Below are 21,297 nucleotides of genomic sequence, written 5' to 3'. Positions count from 1 at the left end.
GACGCGATTGCCCTCCCCGGCCCTGCCTGCTAGTCCGCCGCGGAAACCGGCCCCGGGCGATCCGCCCATGGGCCTGACCCGTTCACGACAGCCACGGAAAGAAACAGGATGGCCGACGACGCGCTTCCCAATGGTGCGGACAACCAGCCGCAGGTCGGCATGGTCGCCCAATATCTGAAGGATCTCTCCTTCGAGAACCCAAATGCGCCGGCGGTGTACCAGTTCCAGGAGCAGCCGCGCGTCGACGTTCAGTTCAACATCCAGTCGAACAAGGTCGGCGACGACGTCTACGAGGTTGTCCTGAAGATCGACCTGAAGGCCGACAGCGCGGGCCGCACCGCCTATCAGGTCGAGCTGGCCTATGCCGGGCTGTTCGCGATCCGCAACCTGCCGGACGAGCATCTCCAGCCCTTCCTGCTGGCGGAAGCGCCGCGGCTGCTGTTCCCGTTCGCGCGGCGCGTGCTGGCCGACAGCGTGCGCGACGGCGCCTTCCCGCCGATGCTGCTCGATCCCGTCGACTTCGGCGCCTTCTATCAGCAGCAGGCGGTGGCGCAGCAGGGCGGCGGCGACAGCCAGTCGATCGGCAACGCCTAACCCCTTCCGACCAGGCGGGCACCGCCCATGAACCTCATGAAGGCGGTCGGAACGATCGGCGGCTTGACCATGGTCAGCCGCGTGTTCGGCTTCGCGCGCGAAATGATGATGTCGCGGATCATGGGGGCGTCCGGCGCGGCCGACGCCTTCCTGGTCGCGTTCCGACTGCCCAACACCTTCCGCCGGCTGTTCGGCGAGGGCGCCTTTTCCGCCGGCTTCGTGCCCCTCTTCAGCCAGCGGCTGCACGGATCGGGCGGGATCGAGGATGCCAAGCGCTTCTCCGAAGAGGTGCTGGCGATCTTCCTGCCGATGCTGTTCGCCTTCACGCTGGTATTCGAGCTGGCGATGCCCCTTTTCGTGTGGGCGATCGCATCCGGCTATGCCGACGAACCGGCCAAGTTCGACCTGACCGTCGCGCTCACCCGCATCACCTTTCCCTACCTGCTCCTGATCAGCCTGGTGTCGCTGTTCTCGGGCGTGTTGAATTCGCTCACCCGCTTCGTGGCCGCGGCGTTCGCGCCCGCGCTCCTCAACATCGCGATGCTGGGCGCGCTGATCCTGGAGCCGACCGGCGGCGTGCCGAGCGCCTATGCGCTCTCCATCGGCGTCACGGTGGGCGGTTTCCTGCAGCTCGCCCTGCTGTGGTGGTCCGCGCGCCGCGCCGGCATTTCGCTCGCCCTCCGGCGGCCACGCATCACGCCGTCTGTGAAGCAGTTCTTCGTGGTCGTGATCCCCGCCACGCTGGGCGCCGGCGTCTACCAGATCAGCCAGTTCATCGACACCTTCTTCGCCACGCGCCTGCCCGAAGGGTCGATGAGCTACCTCAACTATTCGGACCGTTTGAACCAGCTGCCGCTGTCGATCATCGGCACCGCGCTCGGCACCGCCATCCTGCCGCAGATCAGCCGCTTCATCGCCAAGGGCGAGCCGGACGAGGCCGCAAAGGTGCAGGGTCAGGCGGTTGAGCTGTCCATGCTGCTCTGCCTGCCCGCCGCGCTTGCCCTTGCGGTGGTCGCAGGGCCGCTGGTCGCAGCATTGTTCCAGGGCGGCCGCTTCACGCCCGAAGACGCACTGATCACCGGCAACACCCTGGCCATCATCGTCTCCGGCCTGCCCGCCTATGTGCTGGTGAAGGTGATCACCCCCGGCTTCTACGCGCGCGAGGATACCAAGACGCCGGTTAAAACCGCCGCCATCGTGCTGATCGCCAACGTCGCGCTCAATTTCCTCCTGATCCCGCCCTTCGGCATCTACGGCCTCGCCATCGCGATCGCCGCCTGTTCCTGGCTGAACTGCATCATGCTGACGGTGGTGCTTGCCCGCCGCGGGCATTTCCGCATCGAGCCGTGGCTGTGGAGCCGCATCCTGCGACAGCTTGCCGCCGGCGGCGCGATGGTCGCGGCATTGTGGGGCGTGCGCACCGCCATGGCCGATTTCTTCGCCGGCTCCACGATCGAGCGGATGGCCGCGGTCGGCGCGATCGTGGCGACCGGCGGCATCGTCTATTTCGGCGTCGCCTGGGCGATCGGCGCGGTCGACCGCGAGGCGATCCTGACGCTCACCCGCCGCCGCCGCGGCGCCACTGCGGGAGGAGCCGCCTGATGCGCATCGTTTCCGGCATCCAGCCGACCGGCAGCCTGCACCTGGGCAATTATCTCGGCGCGATCCGCAACTGGGTGCGGATGCAGGACGAGAACCACGCCGCCGGCGGCACCACGCTGTTCTTCCTGGCCGATCTCCATGCCATTACCGTTCGGCAGGACCCGGCGGAGCTTGCCGCCAACACCCGCTCCATGGCGGCGGCGCTGATCGCGTGCGGGGTCGATGCGACCCGCTCCGTCCTGTTCAACCAGGCGCGGGTGCCCGCCCATGCCGAGCTCTGCTGGCTCCTGAACGGCACCGCCCGCATGGGCTGGCTGGGCCGAATGACGCAGTTCAAGGAGAAATCGGGCAAGGACCGGGAGGGCGCCTCTGTGGGCCTGTTCGGCTATCCCGTGCTGCAGGCCGCCGACGTGCTGCTTTACGGTGCCACCCATGTGCCGGTCGGCGCGGACCAGAAGCAGCATCTGGAGCTTGCCCGCGACATCGCGGCCAAGTTCAACACGGACACCGGCACCGACACCTTCGTGCTCCCCGACCCGATCATTCCGGCGGCATCGGCGCGGATCATGTCGCTGCGCGACGGCAGCGCCAAGATGTCCAAGTCGGACCCGTCCGACATGAGCCGCATCAACCTGACCGACAGCGACGATCAGATCGTCCAGAAGCTGAAAAAGGCCAAGAGCGACACGCAGCCGCTGCCGGACACGGAGGACGGGCTCACCGACCGGCCGGAGGCACGTAACCTGCTCGGCATCCATGCCGCGCTGGGCGACGAGACGGTGGCGGACGTGCTAACCCGTCATGCCGGCGGCGGGTTCGGGCCGCTGAAGACCGCCATCGCCGAACGGATCATCGGCGTGCTCGGCCCGATCCGCGACCGGCTGGTGGCGCTGGAGGCCGATCCGGAGGCGATCGACGGCGCGCTGCGGGCGGGGGCGGAGCAGGCGCGGACGCTTGCCGCACCCCGGCTGGCGGCCGCCTATACCGCGCTGGGGCTCGCGCGCTGACACCATCCGACGCGCACCGGCAACCGTTCGCCGCGTGCGTCGTTCAACATCAATTCATGCCGCATCCGGCAAGATGTTGATAACGGTGCCGCTTTCCGCGCGCCGGCTTCAAAGAGAGGTTCAGTGATGAATCCGCGTCGTCGCCTGTTCATGTCACTCGTACCCGCGGCTTTCCTGGGCCTCGCGGCGTGCGCCACCCCGTTCCGCGCGGACGTCTCGCGGTTTCAGCAGCTTCCGGTCCCGCAGGGACAGACCTTCGCCATCCGTGCGCTCGACCCGGACAAGCAGGGCGGACTGGAATTCAGCCAATATGCCAGCCTGGTCGCCCGCCAGCTGGAGCAGGTCGGCTACCGGCAGGCCCAGGGCAACAACGCCAATCTGATCGTCAAACTCGACTATGACGTCGACAACGGGCGTGAGCGGGTGGTGAGCACGCCGGGCTTCGGTGGCGGTGCGTGGGGCGCGCCCTATGGCGGCTTTTATCGCCCCTGGTACGGCCGCCGCGGTCGCGCGGGCTTCTATTATGGCTGGAACGACCCGTTCCTCTACGGCCCCGGCTGGGGCCCGGAGGTGAACAGCTACACCATCTACACCAGCTCGCTTGAAATGCAGATCGAGCGTGCCGGCAATGGCGAGCGATTGTTCGAGGGGCGCGCCAACGCCGTCTCCCGCTCCAACGACCTGCCCTATGTGGTCCCGAACCTGGTCGAGGCCATGTTCACGGGCTTCCCGGGCAACAGTGGCGAGACCGTCCGCATCAGCGTGCCGCCGCCCGATCGCCGCTGACGCCTTCGGCGAGATCATAGAGGAAGGGGCTTCGCCACGGCGGAGCCCCTTTTTTCATGATAGCAGCGAGAACGTCGGAATTCGCTTACGCACAATCGACGACGCTCCGGCTCGTGTTCGTAAAGTTCACCAGCGTATCAGCTTCTTTACTCTTGCGGTCGAATAAGGCTTGAATGGAGCGGCTGCCGGTACAATCCCCATCTTGGCGCGCGTTCGCGGTCTTCGTGTCCTTCTTCATGTACCTGCTGATCGTGAAGGATCGCAGCCAGGAGATGGCTTCGGTATTGGATGGCGTCAGATTGGCTTACTGGCTCTGCGTCCCGCTTGGTCTGCTCGGGTACAGCTTTGGCTTTCGCATCTTACCGGTCAGCTTCTGGCGTGTGTACTCGGGCGTGTTCACGTTCGAAGTCACGGTCCGTTTGGTCAATCAATCCATGGGTGGTCGGCATTCCCTGCCGATCATCCTGATCGGTGCAGTCCTTGTTGCGGTGACTTGCCTTGCTCTTTTCCGCTACGCCGAACTGGTGAGGGGAGGCAGGATTGAGGCACAGCCTCCAAGGCCAACGTCAGCGCCGTCTTGGCTGAAGTTAAGGACGGCTGTCGTCCATTTCGCCACGACCGTTCGTGACAAGGAAGGGCCACTCTTCGGGCTGCTCTCCGCGGTCGGTGGCGCAACCGTCATCGGTTCAGTCGCAATCGGCGTTGCCTTTACATTCGAACTTGAGATCTCAGGTCTAGGCAGCGTTCCAGCAACCGCTTTCATCATTTTCGCGGCGATCGTTGCGTCAGGTCCGGTGGTGGCAGCCGGCGCCATCCTCATCGGCTTGCCCTTCACTCGGCTTGTTTCCCGCCTTCATTGGGAGCGAGCGTCCACCTATGGGATCGGCGGAGCCATCCCCGGCGCGGTGCTGCTTACCGGCGATGCGCCGACCACGGCCGACCTGATCATCAGGAGTTCCGGCACCATTTACGGGTGCACCTGCGGACTGCTCTGGTGGTATCTACATCGACGCCACGTCCTAGAAGCCAAGCTTCCGCTCTAGTTCTCCAGCTGGCGAAGCAGCACACGGACGTCCCCGTCCAACTCCTGGTCTTCCAGGCGAAGGCGGTCGATCTGCTTGACGGCGTGGATCACCGTTGTGTGGTCGCGCCCGCCGAAGCGGCGGCCGATCTCGGGCAGCGAGCGCGGGGTCAGCCGCTTGGCCAGGTACATGGCCACCTGCCGCGGGCGCGCGATGGCGCGGCTGCGGCGCGCGGACAGCATCTCGCTCTGCCGCATGCCATAATGTTCGGCCACCGCCTTCTGGATGTCGTCGATGGTCAGCCGCCGCGGCGCGGCGTCCAGCATCTCGCCCAGCACCTCTGCTGCAAAGGCAGTGTCGATCGTCCGCTCGCTGAGCGTGGCATAGGCGGTCAGCCGGTTGAGCGCGCCCTCCAGCTCTCGGACGCTGGACGCCATGCGGCGGGCGAGCAGCGCCGACACGTCGTCCGGCAGGCGGCTGCCCAAGGCCGCGCACTTGGCATCAAGGATGCGGCGGCGCAGCGCCTCGCCGGCGGGGCGGATGTCGCACACCAGGCCGCCCACGATCCGCGACTGGATGCGCCCTTCCAGGTCGGTCAGGGCCTGCGGGCTGCGATCGGCCGTGATGACCAGCCGGCCGCCGGCGGCGATGATCTCGTCGATCGTGTGGAGGAACTCCTCCTGCGTCGATCCCTTGCCGGCGATGAACTGGATGTCGTCGATCATCAGCAGGTCGGCGGCGCGCAAGCGGGCCTTGAAGCTCAGCGTGTCGCGGTCGCGCATCGCGGACACGAATTCCACCATGAAGCGCTCGGCCGACATCGACAGCACGGTGGCGCCGGGGCGCGATGCGGTGAAGGCCTGGCCGATCGCCTGCAGGAGGTGCGTCTTGCCCTGCCCGGTCGCGCCGTGGATGAACAGCGGGGTGAAGCGCATCTCGCCGCGCCCGAGGCTCATGGCGGCATTGGCGGCGACGCGGTTCTCGTCACCCACCACGAAGCTGTCGAAGCCGAGCCGCGGATCGAACGCGGTGGACCGGTTCGGCTGGGCCGGGATTGCGGCTGCGGCCGGGACGGGAGCTGCGGGCTCCGCGTCGCTCGGCACGCTGACCAGCCGCGGGCGCTCCATGCTGGCGGCGATGCGGACGCCGTGGATGGCGGGAAGCGTGCTGCGCCAGGCCAGCACCAGCCGGTCGGCATAATGGGCGGTCACCCAGTTCGCCATGAACTCGGACGGAAGCGTCAGCAGCACCACGCCGTCTTCGGCAAGGCCGGCGAGCGCGATCGGCTTCAACCACCGGTCGAACAGGCGCGCGCCGCAGTCGCGGCGAAGACCGTCACGGATCGACGTCCAGGCAGCGCCCAGCATCCCGTCGTCCGCGGTGTCGGTCATCGCCTCTCGTTCTGCCAGCATCGCCATCCCCGACCATCATCTTCACGAGGCGCAGCGATCCCCTCACCGGAAAACGGGTTTCCGGACAGCAGGCTCGCTTGCGCTGTGATCCGGCAACGACGGCTGCCGGAAGCTGTTTCTAGGAAGGGAAAAGCCGGGCGATCAAGGGACCGGCTGTCAAATTTCGGAAATAAACCCAGTTGACTCCGGATTTCCGCGACTTTCAGCATGCCGTTGCTAAGTCACTGTGATTGAGCGGTTTTTAAAATTGTACGAACACGTCTGGAGGCTCGAATCGTGGAGACTCCGGGGCTTGTGCGAAGTTGATGGATCGTCGTTGAAGATGCCGTCGGGAACCTTCTTGATGTTCGTTCGTACGCGCCGACCTCCCCATTTGGATGGCGACTCGACCGGACGGCAAAAGGCCCGCCGCGATCGCTCGCGACGGGCCTCGTGAACCCCGTATTTGTCGGCGGATCAGCCGAGCGCGGCGACGCGCTTGGTCAGGCGCGAGAACTTGCGCGAGGCGGTGTTCTTGTGGAGCACGCCCTTGGCCACGCCGCGCGCCAGTTCCGGCTGAACGGCCGCGATCGCCGCGGTGGCGGCGTCACGGTCGCCGGCTGCCAGCGCCGCCTCCACCTTCTTCACGAAGGTGCGGATCCGGCTGACGCGGTTGCCGTTGATCACCGCGCGCCGATCGTTGCGGCGGATGCGCTTCTTTGCCTGCGGCGTGTTCGCCATCGTCGTCCTCGAGCTAAATGAAATGGCGGCGCTGGGACGCCCCAGCACCGGAAGGAGCCGCGCTTACGCCGAAAAGCCGTGTCCGGTCAACCGTCAGCGCTGGCATTTCGGGCACCAGAAGGTCGATCGCCCGCCTTCCGCCCGCCGCCGCACGGTGCCGCCGCACGGGCAGCGCTCCCCTTCCCGCCCATAGACTCGGAACTGCTTGGAGAAATAGCCGAGCTCCCCGTCCGGCCGGGCATAGTCGCGCAGCGTCGACCCGCCCGCCTCGATCGCGGCGAGCAGCACCTGCCGCACCGCGTCGGCCAGCAGGTCGAGCCGCCGCCGGCTGATCGCGCCGCCCGCGCGCGACGGCGAGATGCCGGCCACGTTCAGCGCTTCGCACACATAGATGTTGCCCAGCCCGGCGACGATCCGCTGGTCGAGCAGCAGCGCCTTGATGGGCGCGGCCCGCCCCGCGAGCACCCGTTGCAGATGCGCGCCCGAAAAGTCCGGGCCGAGCGGTTCGGGGCCAAGCGCGCGAAAGGGCGGCCAGGCCTCCACCGCGTCGCTGTCCAGAAGGTCGACGGAGCCGAACCGCCGCGGGTCGTTGAGCGCCAGCCGGCGCCCGCCGTCCGTCTCGATCAGCAGGTGATCATGCGTCCCGATGTCCGTCGGATCGACCCGCCAGCGCCCCGACATGCCCAGGTGGAACACCATGGTCGCCCCGCGGTCGGTGTCGACCAGGCCATATTTCGCCCGCCGCCCGAGCGACACCACCCGCGCCCCCGTCAGCCGCTGGATGAGGTCGGGCGGAAAGGCGCGGCGAAGATCCTCGCGCCGGGCCTCGACCCGCGCCAGGATCGCGCCCTGAAGCACCGGCCGGAGCCCGCGCACGGTTGTTTCCACCTCGGGGAGTTCCGGCATCAGCCGCAGCTAGGTTCGGTTTGCCCGGACAGCAAGGCTTCGGTAGAGCCCGGGCGACGTGCCACCGGAGCCCACCATGACCGACACCGTGCAATTCGGCGACACGCCCGTGGCGCCCGCCGAGAAGACCGCCCTTGTGGGCGCCGTGTTCTCCTCCGTGGCGTCCCGGTACGACCTGATGAACGATGCCATGTCCGGCGGCATGCACCGGTTGTGGAAGGACCGCTTCGTGGCCCGGGTGAAGCCGCGCGCGGGCGAGGCCATTCTCGACATGGCGGGCGGCACCGGCGACATCGCCTTCCGGATGGCGGCGCGCGGCGCGGCGATCACGGTGGCCGACATCAATCCGGAAATGCTGGCCGTCGGCATCGACCGCGCGGCCAAGCGCGGCATCACCGATCTGGTCTGGTCCGAACAGAACGCCGAGACGCTGAATCTGCCGGACCGCAGCTTCGATGCCTACACCATCGCCTTTGGCATCCGGAACGTCACGGACATCCCGGCGGCGTTGCGGGAGGCGCACCGCGTGCTCCGCCGCGGCGGGCGCTTCTTCTGCCTGGAATTCTCGACGGTCGAATGGCCGGGGTTCGCCGACCTCTACGACGTCTATTCCCGCCGGGTGGTGCCGCAGCTCGGCAAGCGCATCGCGGGCGACGAGGCCAGCTACCGCTATCTGGTGGAATCGATCCGCCGCTTTCCGCCGATGCCCGCGTTCGAGCGGATGGTGGCCGATGCGGGGTTCCGGCAGACGCGGGTGGAGCCGATCATGGGCGGCCTCGTCGCCATCCACAGCGGGTGGAAGATCTGACCCGCCCGTGACGACCACCGCGACCCATCTCTGGCGGCTGTTCCGCTGGGGGCGCACGCTCGCCCGCCACGGTGCGCTGCGCGGGATCGAGCGCGATCCGCTCGCCCCGCCCGCCCTGCGCCGGCTCGTCCGCATCGCGCGCATCGGCGCGCGCGTGCCCGATCAGCCCCGCTATGCCGAGGCGTTCCAGGCGCTCGGCCCCGCCGCCATCAAGTTCGGACAGGCGCTCGCCACGCGCCCCGACCTGGTGGGCGAGGAAGCGGCCACCGACCTCTTGCGCCTGCAGGATCAGCTGCCGCCGGCCCCGTTCGAACAGATCCGCACCAGCATCGAGCAATCGCTCAACCGGCCGATCGCGGACGCCTATGCCGAATTCGACGAGGTGGCGGTCGGCGCTGCCTCGATCGCGCAGGTCCACCGCGCGGTCACCACGGACGGCCGCAAGGTCGCGGTGAAGGTGCTGCGCCCCGGTGTGGAGGAGGACTTCACCCGCGCGCTCGAGACCTATGAATGGGCGGCCGCGCAGGTGGAGGGCATGGGCGGCGAGGTCGCACGGCTCCGCCCCCGCCTGATCGTCGCCACCTTCCGCCAGTGGACCTTGCGGGAGCTCGATCTGCGGCGGGAGGCCGCGTCCGCGTCCGAGCTGGCCGAGCTGATGGTGGCGGAACCCGGCTTCGACGTGCCGGCGATCGACTGGGCGCGCACCGGCCGCCGGGTCATGACGCTGGAATGGATCGACGGGATCAAGCTGTCGCGCCGTGCCGATCTGATCGCTGCCGGGCATGATCTGCCCGCCCTCGCCGCGCGTCTGGTCCGCGCATTTCTCCGCCAGGCCATCGCCGAGGGCTTCTTCCATGCCGACATGCATCAGGGAAACCTGTTCGCCCGCGCGGACGGCAGCATCGTCGCGATCGACTTCGGCATCATGGGCCGGGTCGACCGGCGCGCGCGGCTGTGGCTGGCCGAGATCCTCCACGGCCTGATCACCGGCAATTACGCGCGCGTCGCGGAGATCCATTTCGAGGCGGGGTACGTGCCCCCACACCACAACCTGGCCGAATTCACGACCGCGCTCCGCGCCGTGGGCGAGCCCATTCGCGGGCTGAAGGTCAAGGACATCTCGATCGGCCACATGCTCGACGGGCTGTTCGCGATCACGCGCGACTTCGACATGCCGACGCAGCCGCACCTCCTGCTGCTGCAAAAGACGATGGTGATGGTGGAAGGCGTCGCCACCGCGCTCGATCCCGACATCAACATGTGGGAAACAGCCGGCCCCTTCGTGAAGGAATGGCTGCGCGGCGAACTCGGGCCGGAGGCCAAGATCGCCGACACGGTGCTGCGTGACCTCCGCACGATCCAGCGCCTGCCGGAGCTGCTTCGCCGGATCGAGGCGAGCTATCCGCCGGAGGGTGCCGCGCCGCCTCCGCCGCCGCTGCGCGAGATCCAGCTGGTGCGCGTGGGTGCCGGCTGGCGCCATGTGGCGACCGCCGCGGCAGGGGTGCTGGTCGGCGCGCTCGGCATGTGGATCTTCATCTGAGATCGTTGCGGCGCGGCACCAACTCGCGATCTGCCCGTTCTGTTGACCGATGGCGGCGACACGGCCGCCCTTTTGACAGGAGGCACGCATGAACAACAGCACCCTCGAAGGCGCGACCCGGGATCTGGGCGGCAGCGTGAAGGAAGTGGCCGGCATCGCGACGGGCGACCGCTCGCTGGAGGCCGAGGGCCGCACCGACCAGTTCGGCGGCAAGCTGCAGAAGGCCTATGGCAACGCGGCCGACGCCGTGCAGCAGCAGGCCGGGCCGCTCGCCGACAAGGCGCGCAGCTTCGCCAAGGAGCGTCCGTGGGCCACCGCGGCGCTGGCCGGCGTCGTCGGCATCGCGCTTCTGAACACGCTGCGCGGCAAGCGTTGAGCGCACGCTCTTCACCGTTGGTGAGGCATGGCGGGGCCGTCCTTCGGGGCGGCCCCGCTTTCGTTGTGGCCCACCACGCTGCCCCCCGTGAGGACGCGCGGTGCGGTCCGTCCAATCGGATTGCGCCACCCAGGCAATAGGGTCGTGCGCAGAACGCCGGACCCGAGGACGAGGACACCAGGACCCATGCTGATCGCCGCACTCCTCCTCCAGGCCGCCGCTCCCGCCGCCGCAACGCCGGAGGCGGTCGATCTCGGCCGCCGGCTGGCGGCGACCGGCACGCTTGCCACGCTCATCCCGCTGATCGTCGAGAAGGACCTGACCGACCTCGCCGCCGAGGATCCGGCGATGACGGCGGCGGATCGTGACGCACTCTTCACCCTCGGCCGCGCGCAGGCTGACGCCGGTCGCGCGCGACTGCTGGGCGCCATGGGCGCCGTTTACGCGCGTGAGCTTTCGGTCGATGATCTTCGCCGCCTCGTCGCGGCTGCCGAGGAACCCGCCGCGCAGCGTATGCGCGCCCTCCAGCCACGGCTGATGATGGAGACGATGGCGTCACTCGGCCCGATCGACCTCAAGAAGGATGTCGCTGCCGCCTTCTGCCGCGAACGCGGGCGGCTCTGCGACCGGGACTGACACGGCGGCGGCCCGGCGCTGTCCTACAGCCCCGATCATCGTTATAGGGGCGGTGATGAGCCGATCCCGCCTCGCCGTCCGCGCCTCGCATCCGCTCCGCCACCATCTTCCGACCGGGTCGAAGTTGATGCCGACGTGCCATCAATTTCATCAACTTCCGGGTCGTCGTCGGTGACGACGGGCCCGCGAATCTTGCTGATCGTTGGCGGCGGCATCGCGGCCTACAAGGCGTGCGAGCTGATCCGTCTTCTCCGTCGCGACGGCATGTCGGTGCGCTGCGTTTTGACGGACGGCGGCGCGCATTTCGTCACGCCCATGACGCTGGCCGCACTCAGCGAGCAGCAAGTCCACACCAGCCTGTGGGACCTGAAGGACGAAGCGGAGATGGGGCATATCCAGCTCAGCCGGCAGGCCGACCTGGTGGTGGTGTGTCCCGCCTCCGCCGACCTGCTGGCGAAGATGGCGGGCGGCATCTCCGACAGCCTCGCCACCACGCTGCTGCTCGCAACCGACAAGCCCGTGCTCGCCGCGCCCGCCATGAACGTGCGCATGTGGCTGCACCCCGCCACGCGGCGCAACGTCGCGACGCTGCGCGCGGACGGCGTCACCGTGATGGAGCCGGACGAAGGCGCCATGGCCTGTGGCGAGTGGGGCCCCGGACGCCTGCCGGAGCCCGACACGATCCTCCGCGCGATCCGCGCCGCGTTGGCACCGGCGGCGGCTGCGCCGACCCTGCCTCCGCCGGCACCGACCGCCCCTGCCCGCCCCGGCCGTGACGAGCGGCTGCGCGGGCGCCATGTGCTGGTGACGGCGGGTCCGACGCACGAGCCGATCGATCCCGTGCGCTACATCGCCAACCGGTCATCCGGAAAGCAGGGCTTTGCCGTCGCCGGCGCGCTTGCCCGGCGCGGCGCGCGCGTCACGCTGGTTGCCGGCCCGGTCGCGCTGGCGACCCCACCGGGCGTCGACCGCATCGATGTGGAAACGGCGCGCGAGATGGCGGCGGCGGTTGAACATGCCCTCCCGGCCGACGCCGCCGTGCTGGTCGCGGCCGTGGCCGACTGGCGTGCCGAGCCGGCCGACCAGAAGATCAAGAAGCGCGGCGAAGGACCGCCGCCGCTCGCCCTGTCGGAGAACCCGGACATCCTCGCGGGGCTGGCGCGGTCCGACCACCGGCCCGGCCTGCTGGTCGGTTTCGCAGCGGAGACCGAACAGGTTGAGGTGCATGCGCGCGAGAAGCTGGCGCGCAAGGGCTGCGACTGGATCGTCGCCAACGACGTGTCCGGCGACGTAATGGGCGGCGACGCCAACCGGGTGCTGTTCGTCACCCAGGACGGGGTCGAGGACTGGCCTCGGCTCGGCAAGGACGAGGTGGCGGACCGCCTCGCCGAACGGATCACCGCCGCGTTGCTGTGGGTGTGACCCGCGGGTCGGCGGCGGTGGCGCTCAGGCCGGGCGGATTGCCGCTGCCTTCGCCGCCGCGTCGCGGATCGCGTCCGGGTCGGGGGAGCCCTTGCCGACCAGCCAGCTGCCGCCGACGCACAGCACGCTCGGCTCGGCCAGCCAGGCAGGCGCGGTCTCGGCGGTGATGCCTCCGGTCGGGCAGAAGCGCACCTCACCGAACACCGCCGCGAACGCCTTCAGCGCCTTCAGCCCGCCCGACGCTTCCGCCGGGAAGAACTTGAACCGGTCGAGGCCCAGATCCAGGCCGGTCATGATGTCGGCGCTGTTCGCGACGCCGGGCAGGAACGGCACGCCGGACTTCACGGCCGCCTTCCCCAGCTTCTTGGTGAGGCCGGGGCTGACGATGAACTCCGACCCGGCATCGATCGCGCGTTCCAGCTGCTCCTCGTTGAGCACGGTGCCGGCACCGACGATTGCGCCGTCGACCTGCTTCATCTCGCGAATGGCATCCAGCGCCGCCGGCGTGCGCAGCGTCACCTCCAGCACCTTCAGCCCGCCGGCGACCAGCGCCTCCGCGATCGGCCGGGCATGCGCGGCGTCCTCGATCACCAGCACCGGAATGACCGGGTTGGTGCGCATCACGGTTTCGATTCTGCTCATCGCCGGTCGTTCTCCATCGCGGACAGGAGCGGAGACGCTCCCCGCTCCGCCCCATCGCTGCCGTGGCGGAACAGCGCAAACAATTCCCGCCCCACACCCGTCGCAGCCGGCGGCGCATCGGCCACCGGACGACCGGTGAAGTCGGGCGCGCCGATCACGTCGATCGTTCCGGCAACGGCGTCGACCCGCACGATATCGCCGTCGCGCACCTTGCCCACCGGACCGCCGTCCAGCGCCTCGGGCACCAGGTGGATGCACGCCGGCACCTTCCCGCTGGCGCCCGACATGCGTCCGTCGGTCACCAACGCAACCTTGAAGCCGCGGTCTTGCAGCACGCCCAGCGACGGCGTGAGCTTGTGCAGTTCGGGCATGCCGTTCGCCTGCGGTCCCTGAAACCGGACGACGACGACAACGTCGCGTTCCAGCTCACCCGCCTTGAACGCATCGATCACCTGATCCTGGTCGGAAAAGACGCGGGCCGGCGCCTCGACGATCCAGCGGTCCTGCTCCACCGCCGACACCTTGATCACCGCGCGGCCGAGATTGCCGTCCAACAGGCGCATGCCGCCATTGGGCTGGAACGGAGCGGTGACGGGCGCGAGCATCGTCTCGTCCCGGCTGTCGCCCACCGCCGACCAGGTCAGCTGGTCGTCGGCGGTCAGCGTCGGCTCCCCCATGTAGGCGGCCATGCCGCCCGCCCAGATCGTCGGGATATCGCCGTGCATCAGCCCGGCACCAAGCATCTCCTTGATGATGTAGGCGGTGCCGCCGGCCACCTGGAACGCGTTCACGTCGCCCGAGCCGTTGGGGTAAACCCGTGCGATCAGCGGCGTCGCTTCCGAAATGTCGTTGAGGTCCGCCCAGTCGAGCACCATGCCGCCCGCACGCGCCATCGCCGGCAGGTGGATGGCATGGTTGGTGGAGCCGCCCGTTGCCATAAGCGCGACGGCCGCATTGACGATCGCCCGCTCGTCGATGATCTCGCCCATCGGCCGATAGTCGTCGCCGCTGATCGCGATCTCCGCGACGCGGTGCACGGCGGCGCGGGTCAGTTCCTGCCGCAGCTTGGTGCGCGGCTGCACGAAGGCGCTGTTGGGAACATGGAGGCCCATCGCCTCCATCATCATCTGGTTGGAATTGGCGGTGCCGTAGAAGGTGCAGGTGCCGGTCGTGTGGTAGCTCTGCGACTCGGACTCGAGCAGCTCGTCCCGACCGACCTTGCCTTCTGCATAGAGCTGCCGGATGCGAACCTTCTCCTTGTTCGGCAGGCCGGACGGCATCGGCCCGCCCGGCACGAACACGGTCGGCAAGTGACCGAAGCGCATGGCGCCCATGAACAGCCCGGGGACGATCTTGTCGCAGATGCCGAGCATCAGCGCGCCTTCGAACATCGCGTGGCTGAGCGCGACGGCTGTGGACAGGGCGATGGTGTCACGGCTGAACAGCGACAACTCCATGCCGGCCTGCCCCTGCGTCACGCCGTCGCACATCGCCGGCACACCGCCGGCGACCTGCGCGGTCGCGCCGACCTCCCGCGCGAAGACCTTGATCTGTTCGGGATAGCGATCGTAGCTGTGATGCGCCGACAGCATGTCATTGTAGGCGGTGACGATGCCGATGTTGACGGCATGGCCGCTGCGGATTGCAGGCTTGTCCTCCCCGGACGCGGCAAAGCCATGGGCCAGGTTACCGCAGCTCAGCCTCCCGCGATTGGTGCCCGCGTCGCGCTGCCGGTGGATCAGGTCCAGATAGGCCTGGCGGGTTGTGGCGCTCCGCTTGCGGATCCGCTCGGTAATCGCGGCAATGCGCGGATCGAGATCATTCATGCCAGCTGGCTCCTCCGCGTTCGATCATGGCGACGCTGCTGTCGGGACCCCAGCTGCCGGCCATATATCGCTTCACGTCCTGTCCGGCCTCAGCCCAGGCATGGTGGATGGCATCGATCCAGGCCCAGGCCGCTTCCACCTCGTCGCGGCGAACGAACAGCGTGTTGTCGCCTTCGATGAAGTCGAGCAGCAGCCGTTCGTAGGCGATTCGGCGGCGCGTGCCGGACGACTCGCTGGAGAGCGACACGTCGAGCGGCACCTCCCGCAGCTTCATGCCGTCGCGGTCCAGGCTCGGCTGCTTGGCCATGAACAGCAGCTGGATGTTCTCCTTGGGCTGCACGTTGATGACCATGGCGTTCGACTGCAGCGCACCGGTGGCGCGATCGAAGATGGAATGCGGCACGGGCTTGAACTGGATGTAGATCTCCGACTTGCGCTCCGCCATGCGCTTGCCCGTGCGCAGGTAGAAGGGCACGCCGGCCCAGCGCCAATTATCGATGTAGGCCTTCAGCGCAACGAAGGTCTCCGTGCCTGACTCGGCGCCAAGCTCGTCCGTGTAGCCGGGCACCGCCTGCCCGGCGACCGCCCCCGCCCGGTATTGCCCCCGCACCGACAGCTTGGTGACGTCGTCCGCGCTCATCTTGCGCAGGGAGCGGAGGACCTTCACCTTTTCGTCGCGAACCGCGGTTGACCCGGTAGACGCTGGCGCCTCCATCGCGACCAGCGCCAGCAGCTGCAGAAGATGGTTCTGCACCATGTCCTTCAGCGCACCGACGCCATCATAATAGCTGACCCGTCCTTCCAGACCCACGGTTTCGGCCACCGTGATCTGAACATGGTCGATCGCGCCGGCGTTCCACAGCGGTTCGAACAATGTGTTGCCGAACCGCAGCACCAGCAGGTTCTGGACTGTTTCCTTGCCGAGATAATGATCGACGCGGAACACGCGGGCTTCGTCAAACACAGCGTTCACAGCGTCGTTGACCTCGCAGGAGGACGCCAGATCCTTGCCGATCGGCTTCTCCATCGCGATGCGGACGTCAGAGCCGGACAGGCCCGCTCCTTCCAGCCCGCGCACCACGGGCGCGAACAGCGAGGGCGGCGTCGACATATAGACGCTGATGCCGCGGGCGCGCCGGTCGGCCACCATATCCGCCAAGGCGTGGAAGTCCTGGCCTTCACCCCCGATCGATACCGGGCAGTAGCGTACCAGCTGCAGGAACCGGTCAACCGCGGCCTGATCGAACCGATCCTTCTTCAGATGCTCGACGAGCTTGCCCGACAGCTCAGCGCGGAACGCAGCATCGTCCATGACCGTCCGCCCGGAACCGACGATCAACATGTCGTCGGGCAGCAACCCGTCGAGCATCAGGTGGTAAAGCGACGGGAACAGCATGCGGTAGGCGAGGTCGCCGGTTGCGCCGAACAGGATCAGGGTCTGGTAACGCTCGGCCATCGGTGCTCCGGCTGTTGCTGCGGACGCGAACGCCTTAACGCGCGGGCTGGTGGAAGGGCAACGACGCGCTCGTTCGCCGGTGCGGGAACGATCCTATCGCTGACCCGGACGACAGCCGACGATGCCGGTCACCGGCACGGCAACCGCATCGCCGGCGGCAGGCGTGTAGGCGAGCGTGCCTTCCGACACCACGGCGCCATCCGTCACGTCGGCGCGCTGCTCGATCCTGAGCGACCATTCCACCGATGTGCTGGCATCCGCGAATCGTGCACGCTCGGCAAAACCGGCAAGGATCGGGCCGCTTTGCGCGGCGCGCGCCAGGTCTATCTCGCCCCCCGCCAGAGCGATCCGGCTGGTGGCGTTGTCGCTGCGCGCCATCAGGACGAGCTTTCGACCGGGCGAGATCGTCCAAAGGAAGAGGGCGCAGCCCTGCGCCGGCAGCGGCTGGGTGGAAAGAGTGCGGAGCGGCAGGCCATCTTCGACAACAGGAGCCGGAGCGACGGTGGGCAGCGGATCGGTCGATGCCGCACCAGCCGAACAACCGGCGAGCAGCAGCAAGGGGAGGAGGCGGATCATCGAGCAGTCCCTACCATGACCAGGAAGGCGGGATAAGCCGCAACGGCCAGAAGCGCCCCCAGCGGCAGCCGGGTCGACCGCGTCATCGGACGCCCGCGTGCCCGTGCCGCCGCGACAGCCGCCAGACCCATCAAGCTCCCCAGCAGCAGCACGACAGGGAGCAGCGCCCAGCCAAGCCATGCGCCGAGCGCGGCCATCAATTTCGAATCGCCGCCGCCCATGCCCACGCGACCCCGCAACAGCCTGTAGCCGGTCGCGATGATCCACAGCGACGCATACCCGGCAAGGAGACCGATAAGTCGGTCGAGGAGATCCGGAGGCATGGACGTGAGCGACGCGAGCAATCCTGCCGCGGCAAGCGGCAGGGTCAGCCGGTCGGGCAACCAGTGATGCTCGACATCCAGAACCGCCAGCAGCAGCAACGACCAGCCGAAGGCCGCGCCGATCAGGCCCACCGGCGCTGGCGTCACTGCCAGCGCCGTTGCCCCTATCACCGCAGCGGCGATCTCGATGGCCGGGTGGCGGTGGTCGATGGCCGCCCCACAGGTCCGGCAGCGGCCGCGCTGCAGCGCGTAGGAAAGAACCGGCACCAGTTCGGCGGCACGGAGGCGCCGCCCACAACTGTCGCAGGCGGAACGGCCGCGCGACACGCTTCGACCGGCAGGCCAGCGCATCGCGACCGTCGCCAGGAAGCTGCCCACGATCAAACCCAGCAGCGCTCCGGCTGCCGGCCACCACGCGGTCACGTCGTTGCGGGTGCGCGCTTGCGGATCAGGTAGCGGTAGACGCCGAAGATGTTGATCCCGAACAGCACGATGTTCTGGGACGCGAGCGCGCCTTCAGAGTCAAGCAGCCCGGCAGTGATCCACGCGATCGACGATCCCACGAACAGCACGAAGCCCCAGCCGGTCAACCGCCTTCCTCCATCGAATGATACCATGAAAGCGGCGATCATCCCGCTGATGGAGGCGAACCACTTCACGCTCTCGAGCATCGTTTCATCCATGGTGCATCCTCCACGCGGTTTGCGCAGCAACGCGCGCGCACCTAGATCGGGAGCGAAAAGCAGGAGAGAATAATGGCCGCCGACCCCATCGTAATCGCCTCGTACGCCCGCACGCCGATGGGAAGCTTTCAAGGCGCGTTGTCCGGGCTGAGCGCCACCAGCCTGGGCGCGGCCGCGGTGGCCGCTGCCGTGGATCGTGCGGGCGTGGCTCCGGACAACGTGGACCGGATCTACATGGGGTGCGTGCTGCCGGCCGGGCTCGGCCAGGCGCCGGCGCGCCAGGCTGGGCTCGCCGCCGGCCTGCCGGAAGGGCTGGAGGCGACCACGATCAACAAGATGTGCGGATCGGGCATGCAGGCGGCGATCATGGGCGCCGAGGCGCTCGCCGCCGGATCGGTCGACCTGTTGGTCGCCGGCGGCATGGAGAGCATGACCAACGCGCCTTATCTTCTCACCAAACACCGCGGTGGTGCGCGCATCGGCCATGACCGTGTGATGGACCACATGTTCCTGGACGGCCTTGAGGATGCTTACGAGCCGGGCCGACCGATGGGCAGCTTCGCCGAGGAAACGGCACGCGAGTATCAGTTCACGCGCGAGGCGCAGGACGATTACGCCGTCGCCTCCCTCACCCGCGCTCAAGCCGCGCAGACATCCGGCGTCTTCGACCGGGAGATCGTCGCGGTGGATGTGCCGGGCAGAAAAGGCAGCGTCCGCGTTGAGGCGGACGAGCAGCCTGCGAAGGGCGATGCCGCGCGTATCCCGACGCTGAAGCCGGCCTTTTCGAAGGACGGAACGATCACGGCTGCGAACGCGTCGTCGATCTCAGACGGAGCCGCGGCACTGGTCCTGACGCGGGCGTCGGTGGCGGAGCGGCTGGGGATCACCCCGGTCGCTCGCATCGTGTCGCATGCCGCGCACGCGCATGCCCCATCGCGGTTCACCACCGCGCCGGTGTTCGCGATGCAGAGGGCCTTGGAGAAGGCGGGATGGCAGGTGGGCGATGTCGATCTGTTCGAGGTCAACGAAGCATTTGCCTGCGTCGCGATGATCGCGATGCGCGACCTGTCGATCCCGCACGAGGTGCTGAATATCCACGGTGGAGCTTGCGCGCTCGGCCATCCGATCGGTGCGAGCGGGGCGCGGGTGCTGGCCACGCTCCTGTCAGCACTTGAGGGATCTGGTCAGCGGCGCGGGCTCGCCTCGCTCTGCATCGGTGGTGGGGAGGCGACGGCAATGGCGGTGGAGTTGATGAATTGAGCGGTCAGGCAGCGCGCGGGCGGGGTTGTCGCAGCCCCGTCAGCGCCACTGACAGGTAAGGCAGCCGCATCGCGGCAACGTGAACGAGGATGGGCATCAGCAAGGCAGCGCCCATCGACGCGAGGAAGACGCCGATCGGCCAGGCATTGAGCCGTTCGAGCAGCTGACGCGCCGCCGATCCAAAGATCGGGTGCCAGAGATAGATGGTATAGCTGAACGACCCGACGGCGGCGAGGATCGGCACATGCGGCATACGCTGCATCAGGATCAGCACCGCTGCGCAGCCGCAGATCACGGCGAAGAGCGACGAAGTCGGAATATCGAGCACATAGCCGAAGGTCCCGAGCGCCTTGGTCGACATGACGAGCAACAGTACGCCAAGCGCCAAGATGCGCCATTCGGCAGCTTCGATGAGCGCGGGATGGTGCCGCATGAGTATACCGAAGACGAAATAAGGCGTCAGGTAGAGCGCTCCACCGAGGCTGAAGCCGTCGAACCATGGAAGCGACCACATGGCGAGCGACGCAAACAGCATCGCCAGCATCAATTGCACCCGGCTCGGCGTGGCCAAGGCATGCCAGATGCCGAACACGACAAAGAGCAGCAGAAGCGCCTGCAAAAACCAAAGATGAAGGTAGCTGGTGAAGAAGGATCGAAGCGCGAAGGGTTCGCCATAGATCTCGTACCGGCTAAGTCCGAACACGGCGGTTGCGACAAGCAGAGGGACCCCGAGCCGGCGGAACTTCTTCAGTGTGAAGATCCTGAGCGATTCTGGCCGGGGCGGATTGGCAGCAAACAGATATCCCGAAAGAGCCGTGAAGATCGGCATGCGCACGAATGCTAGGCAGTCCATCAGGGATCGCAGCACGTGATCCTGCGGCAAGTGCATGCCGGCGTCCGACGATGATCCGACGACATGGTAGAGCACAAGAAGGATGCAGGCGAAGCCGCGTACACTCTCGGTACGATCCGGAACGCCACGCGCACGCATACTCAGTCTCCGCCGGAGAACTGCACGTGCCCCCCTCAGATGGGGGTTGTATCGTTCGCCGGCTTGAGCGTCGAACCGGGTTGAAGCGTTTATGGAACGACTGAACGCAGGTAAGTTAATAAAAATTAACGAGTTTTATCAAGGACTGTCCAAATTGGATCAATCGACCACCTCGGCGGCCGACACGCCCCACAACGATGCGGACTCGACGAACCCTCGTCTTCCACCCACGTCGATCACGCACCATCCGCTGTCACAGCGCTCGATCGTTCCGATGACGCCAGGCTCTGCTCGCCACATCACCTTCGCGGATGCATCGGGCAAGGCCCGCAATGCGCGGGTCTCTCCCCGCAGCATCGCGGTGCGGCGCTCGCTCAACAGGTTCGCCTGCATCCATCCCTGCGTGCCGTCCGGATCCTCGACCTTTCGCCAGGCGGGGAAGGTCTCGATGACGCGCAGCGGAAGTCCGGGGCGCTGGTAGAGCCAGGTGGCCGGGAAGTTCCGGCCGGGGCCGGTCCGCATCCTCGCCTGGCTGGCCGAGATCGACACCCAATAGGGCACCTGCTGCTGCGCCCAGGCGACCCCGCCGGCGATGAGGCTGGTGGCGACGAGGCTGATGGCGACCAGACAGGCGGATGCTTTCTTCATGACGGAGCGATGCCAAAGGCTGCCCAAAGGATCAATTGCGGGAACGCGGACCCGCAAACAT

General features: G+C 67.7%; 23 protein-coding genes. 11 read left to right on the top strand and 12 right to left on the bottom strand.

Going from position 1 to position 21,297, the window contains the following annotated elements:
• The first annotated feature begins 108 nt into the window (after positions 1 to 108).
• The 4 genes from secB to GGR88_RS02895 all read left to right on the top strand — a co-directional run bounded on the left by secB (position 109) and on the right by GGR88_RS02895 (position 3,989).
• Positions 109 to 594: a protein-export chaperone SecB gene (gene secB / locus GGR88_RS02910; protein WP_167952824.1), complete on the top strand. Its 486-nt coding sequence runs from the start codon at positions 109 to 111 to the stop codon at positions 592 to 594.
• A 27-nt stretch (positions 595 to 621) separates the two neighbouring features.
• Positions 622 to 2,196, top strand: coding sequence for a murein biosynthesis integral membrane protein MurJ (murJ, locus tag GGR88_RS02905; protein ID WP_167952822.1), 1,575 nt, complete (start codon positions 622 to 624; stop codon positions 2,194 to 2,196).
• A complete protein-coding gene (gene trpS / locus GGR88_RS02900) occupies positions 2,196 to 3,203 on the top strand; it encodes a tryptophan--tRNA ligase (RefSeq protein WP_167952820.1) in 1,008 nt (335 codons plus the stop codon). The genes murJ and trpS overlap by 1 nt, the downstream gene beginning before the upstream one ends.
• A 150-nt stretch (positions 3,204 to 3,353) precedes the next feature.
• Positions 3,354 to 3,989, top strand: a complete 636-nt coding sequence (locus GGR88_RS02895) for a DUF4136 domain-containing protein (RefSeq protein ID WP_245196424.1) — start codon at positions 3,354 to 3,356, stop codon at positions 3,987 to 3,989.
• An 85-nt stretch (positions 3,990 to 4,074) separates the two neighbouring features.
• Here the strand turns inward: GGR88_RS02895 and GGR88_RS02890 are convergent, their stop codons facing one another.
• Positions 4,075 to 4,227, bottom strand: a complete 153-nt coding sequence (locus GGR88_RS02890; protein ID WP_167952816.1) for a hypothetical protein — start codon at positions 4,225 to 4,227, stop codon at positions 4,075 to 4,077.
• Between GGR88_RS02890 and GGR88_RS02885 the strand changes: the two genes are divergently transcribed.
• Positions 4,226 to 5,032 carry a hypothetical protein gene (locus GGR88_RS02885; protein ID WP_167952814.1) on the top strand — a complete coding sequence of 269 codons (807 nt, stop codon included), beginning with the start codon at positions 4,226 to 4,228 and terminating at the stop codon, positions 5,030 to 5,032. The genes GGR88_RS02890 and GGR88_RS02885 overlap by 2 nt on opposite strands.
• On the opposite strand, the gene dnaA is transcribed toward GGR88_RS02885, so the two are convergent.
• The 3 genes from dnaA to mutM all read right to left on the bottom strand — a co-directional run bounded on the left by dnaA (position 5,029) and on the right by mutM (position 8,049).
• On the bottom strand, positions 5,029 to 6,402 hold the full coding sequence (dnaA, locus tag GGR88_RS02880; RefSeq protein ID WP_245196423.1) for a chromosomal replication initiator protein DnaA: 1,374 nt from the start codon (positions 6,400 to 6,402) through the stop codon (positions 5,029 to 5,031). The two genes, GGR88_RS02885 and dnaA, sit on opposite strands and share 4 nt — an antisense overlap.
• 477 nt (positions 6,403 to 6,879) lie before the next feature.
• Complete coding sequence (rpsT, locus tag GGR88_RS02875; RefSeq protein ID WP_167952810.1) at positions 6,880 to 7,143, bottom strand: 30S ribosomal protein S20; 264 nt, start codon at positions 7,141 to 7,143, stop codon at positions 6,880 to 6,882.
• 93 nt (positions 7,144 to 7,236) lie between these two features.
• Positions 7,237 to 8,049, bottom strand: coding sequence for a bifunctional DNA-formamidopyrimidine glycosylase/DNA-(apurinic or apyrimidinic site) lyase (mutM, locus tag GGR88_RS02870; RefSeq protein WP_167952808.1), 813 nt, complete (start codon positions 8,047 to 8,049; stop codon positions 7,237 to 7,239).
• A 76-nt stretch (positions 8,050 to 8,125) separates the two neighbouring features.
• Here mutM and GGR88_RS02865 point away from each other — a divergent pair, with 76 nt between their 5' ends.
• The 5 genes from GGR88_RS02865 to GGR88_RS02845 all read left to right on the top strand — a co-directional run bounded on the left by GGR88_RS02865 (position 8,126) and on the right by GGR88_RS02845 (position 12,831).
• Positions 8,126 to 8,857, top strand: coding sequence for a class I SAM-dependent methyltransferase (locus tag GGR88_RS02865; RefSeq protein WP_167952806.1), 732 nt, complete (start codon positions 8,126 to 8,128; stop codon positions 8,855 to 8,857).
• 7 nt (positions 8,858 to 8,864) lie between these two features.
• Positions 8,865 to 10,397 (top strand): 2-polyprenylphenol 6-hydroxylase, encoded by a 1,533-nt coding sequence (ubiB, locus tag GGR88_RS02860; protein WP_167952804.1) that lies wholly within the window; start codon positions 8,865 to 8,867, stop codon positions 10,395 to 10,397.
• An 88-nt stretch (positions 10,398 to 10,485) separates the two neighbouring features.
• Entirely contained in the window at positions 10,486 to 10,773 is a 288-nt protein-coding gene (locus GGR88_RS02855; RefSeq protein ID WP_167952802.1) for a CsbD family protein, read from the top strand.
• Between the two features lie 186 nt (positions 10,774 to 10,959).
• Entirely contained in the window at positions 10,960 to 11,409 is a 450-nt protein-coding gene (locus tag GGR88_RS02850) for a DUF2059 domain-containing protein (protein ID WP_167952800.1), read from the top strand.
• Positions 11,410 to 11,598: 189 nt separating this feature from the next.
• Positions 11,599 to 12,831: a bifunctional phosphopantothenoylcysteine decarboxylase/phosphopantothenate synthase gene (locus GGR88_RS02845; RefSeq protein WP_342449762.1), complete on the top strand. Its 1,233-nt coding sequence runs from the start codon at positions 11,599 to 11,601 to the stop codon at positions 12,829 to 12,831.
• 24 nt (positions 12,832 to 12,855) lie between these two features.
• On the opposite strand, the gene eda is transcribed toward GGR88_RS02845, so the two are convergent.
• The 6 genes from eda to GGR88_RS02815 form a co-directional block, all read right to left on the bottom strand.
• A complete protein-coding gene (gene eda, locus GGR88_RS02840) occupies positions 12,856 to 13,473 on the bottom strand; it encodes a bifunctional 4-hydroxy-2-oxoglutarate aldolase/2-dehydro-3-deoxy-phosphogluconate aldolase (RefSeq protein ID WP_167952797.1) in 618 nt (205 codons plus the stop codon).
• Entirely contained in the window at positions 13,470 to 15,299 is a 1,830-nt protein-coding gene (edd, locus tag GGR88_RS02835) for a phosphogluconate dehydratase (RefSeq protein ID WP_167952795.1), read from the bottom strand. The genes eda and edd overlap by 4 nt, the downstream gene beginning before the upstream one ends.
• Complete coding sequence (zwf, locus tag GGR88_RS02830) at positions 15,292 to 16,755, bottom strand: glucose-6-phosphate dehydrogenase (protein WP_167952793.1); 1,464 nt, start codon at positions 16,753 to 16,755, stop codon at positions 15,292 to 15,294. Before zwf ends, edd begins: the two co-directional genes overlap by 8 nt.
• Positions 16,756 to 16,848: 93 nt before the next feature.
• A complete protein-coding gene (locus GGR88_RS02825) occupies positions 16,849 to 17,331 on the bottom strand; it encodes a hypothetical protein (protein WP_167952791.1) in 483 nt (160 codons plus the stop codon).
• Positions 17,328 to 18,077, bottom strand: coding sequence for a prepilin peptidase (locus GGR88_RS02820; protein ID WP_342449702.1), 750 nt, complete (start codon positions 18,075 to 18,077; stop codon positions 17,328 to 17,330). Before GGR88_RS02820 ends, GGR88_RS02825 begins: the two co-directional genes overlap by 4 nt.
• Positions 18,074 to 18,367, bottom strand: a complete 294-nt coding sequence (locus GGR88_RS02815; RefSeq protein ID WP_342449701.1) for a hypothetical protein — start codon at positions 18,365 to 18,367, stop codon at positions 18,074 to 18,076. The genes GGR88_RS02820 and GGR88_RS02815 overlap by 4 nt, the downstream gene beginning before the upstream one ends.
• A gap of 42 nt (positions 18,368 to 18,409) precedes the next feature.
• Between GGR88_RS02815 and GGR88_RS02810 the strand changes: the two genes are divergently transcribed.
• A complete protein-coding gene (locus GGR88_RS02810) occupies positions 18,410 to 19,597 on the top strand; it encodes an acetyl-CoA C-acyltransferase (RefSeq protein ID WP_167952787.1) in 1,188 nt (395 codons plus the stop codon).
• 4 nt (positions 19,598 to 19,601) lie between these two features.
• Here the strand turns inward: GGR88_RS02810 and GGR88_RS02805 are convergent, their stop codons facing one another.
• A complete protein-coding gene (locus GGR88_RS02805; RefSeq protein WP_167952784.1) occupies positions 19,602 to 20,588 on the bottom strand; it encodes an acyltransferase family protein in 987 nt (328 codons plus the stop codon).
• Between the two features lie 159 nt (positions 20,589 to 20,747).
• The gene (locus GGR88_RS02800) at positions 20,748 to 21,236 is read right to left on the bottom strand and encodes an SH3 domain-containing protein (protein WP_167952781.1); all 489 of its coding nucleotides are present in this window, start codon (positions 21,234 to 21,236) and stop codon (positions 20,748 to 20,750) included.
• Positions 21,237 to 21,297 lie beyond the last annotated feature (61 nt).

Origin of the sequence: Sphingomonas jejuensis, from assembly GCF_011927695.1 — a bacterium.
Lineage (GTDB): Bacteria > Pseudomonadota > Alphaproteobacteria > Sphingomonadales > Sphingomonadaceae > Sphingomonas_K > Sphingomonas_K jejuensis.
Note: the sequence above shows the minus strand (reverse complement) of the source record. Positions and strands in the feature narration are given on the sequence as shown.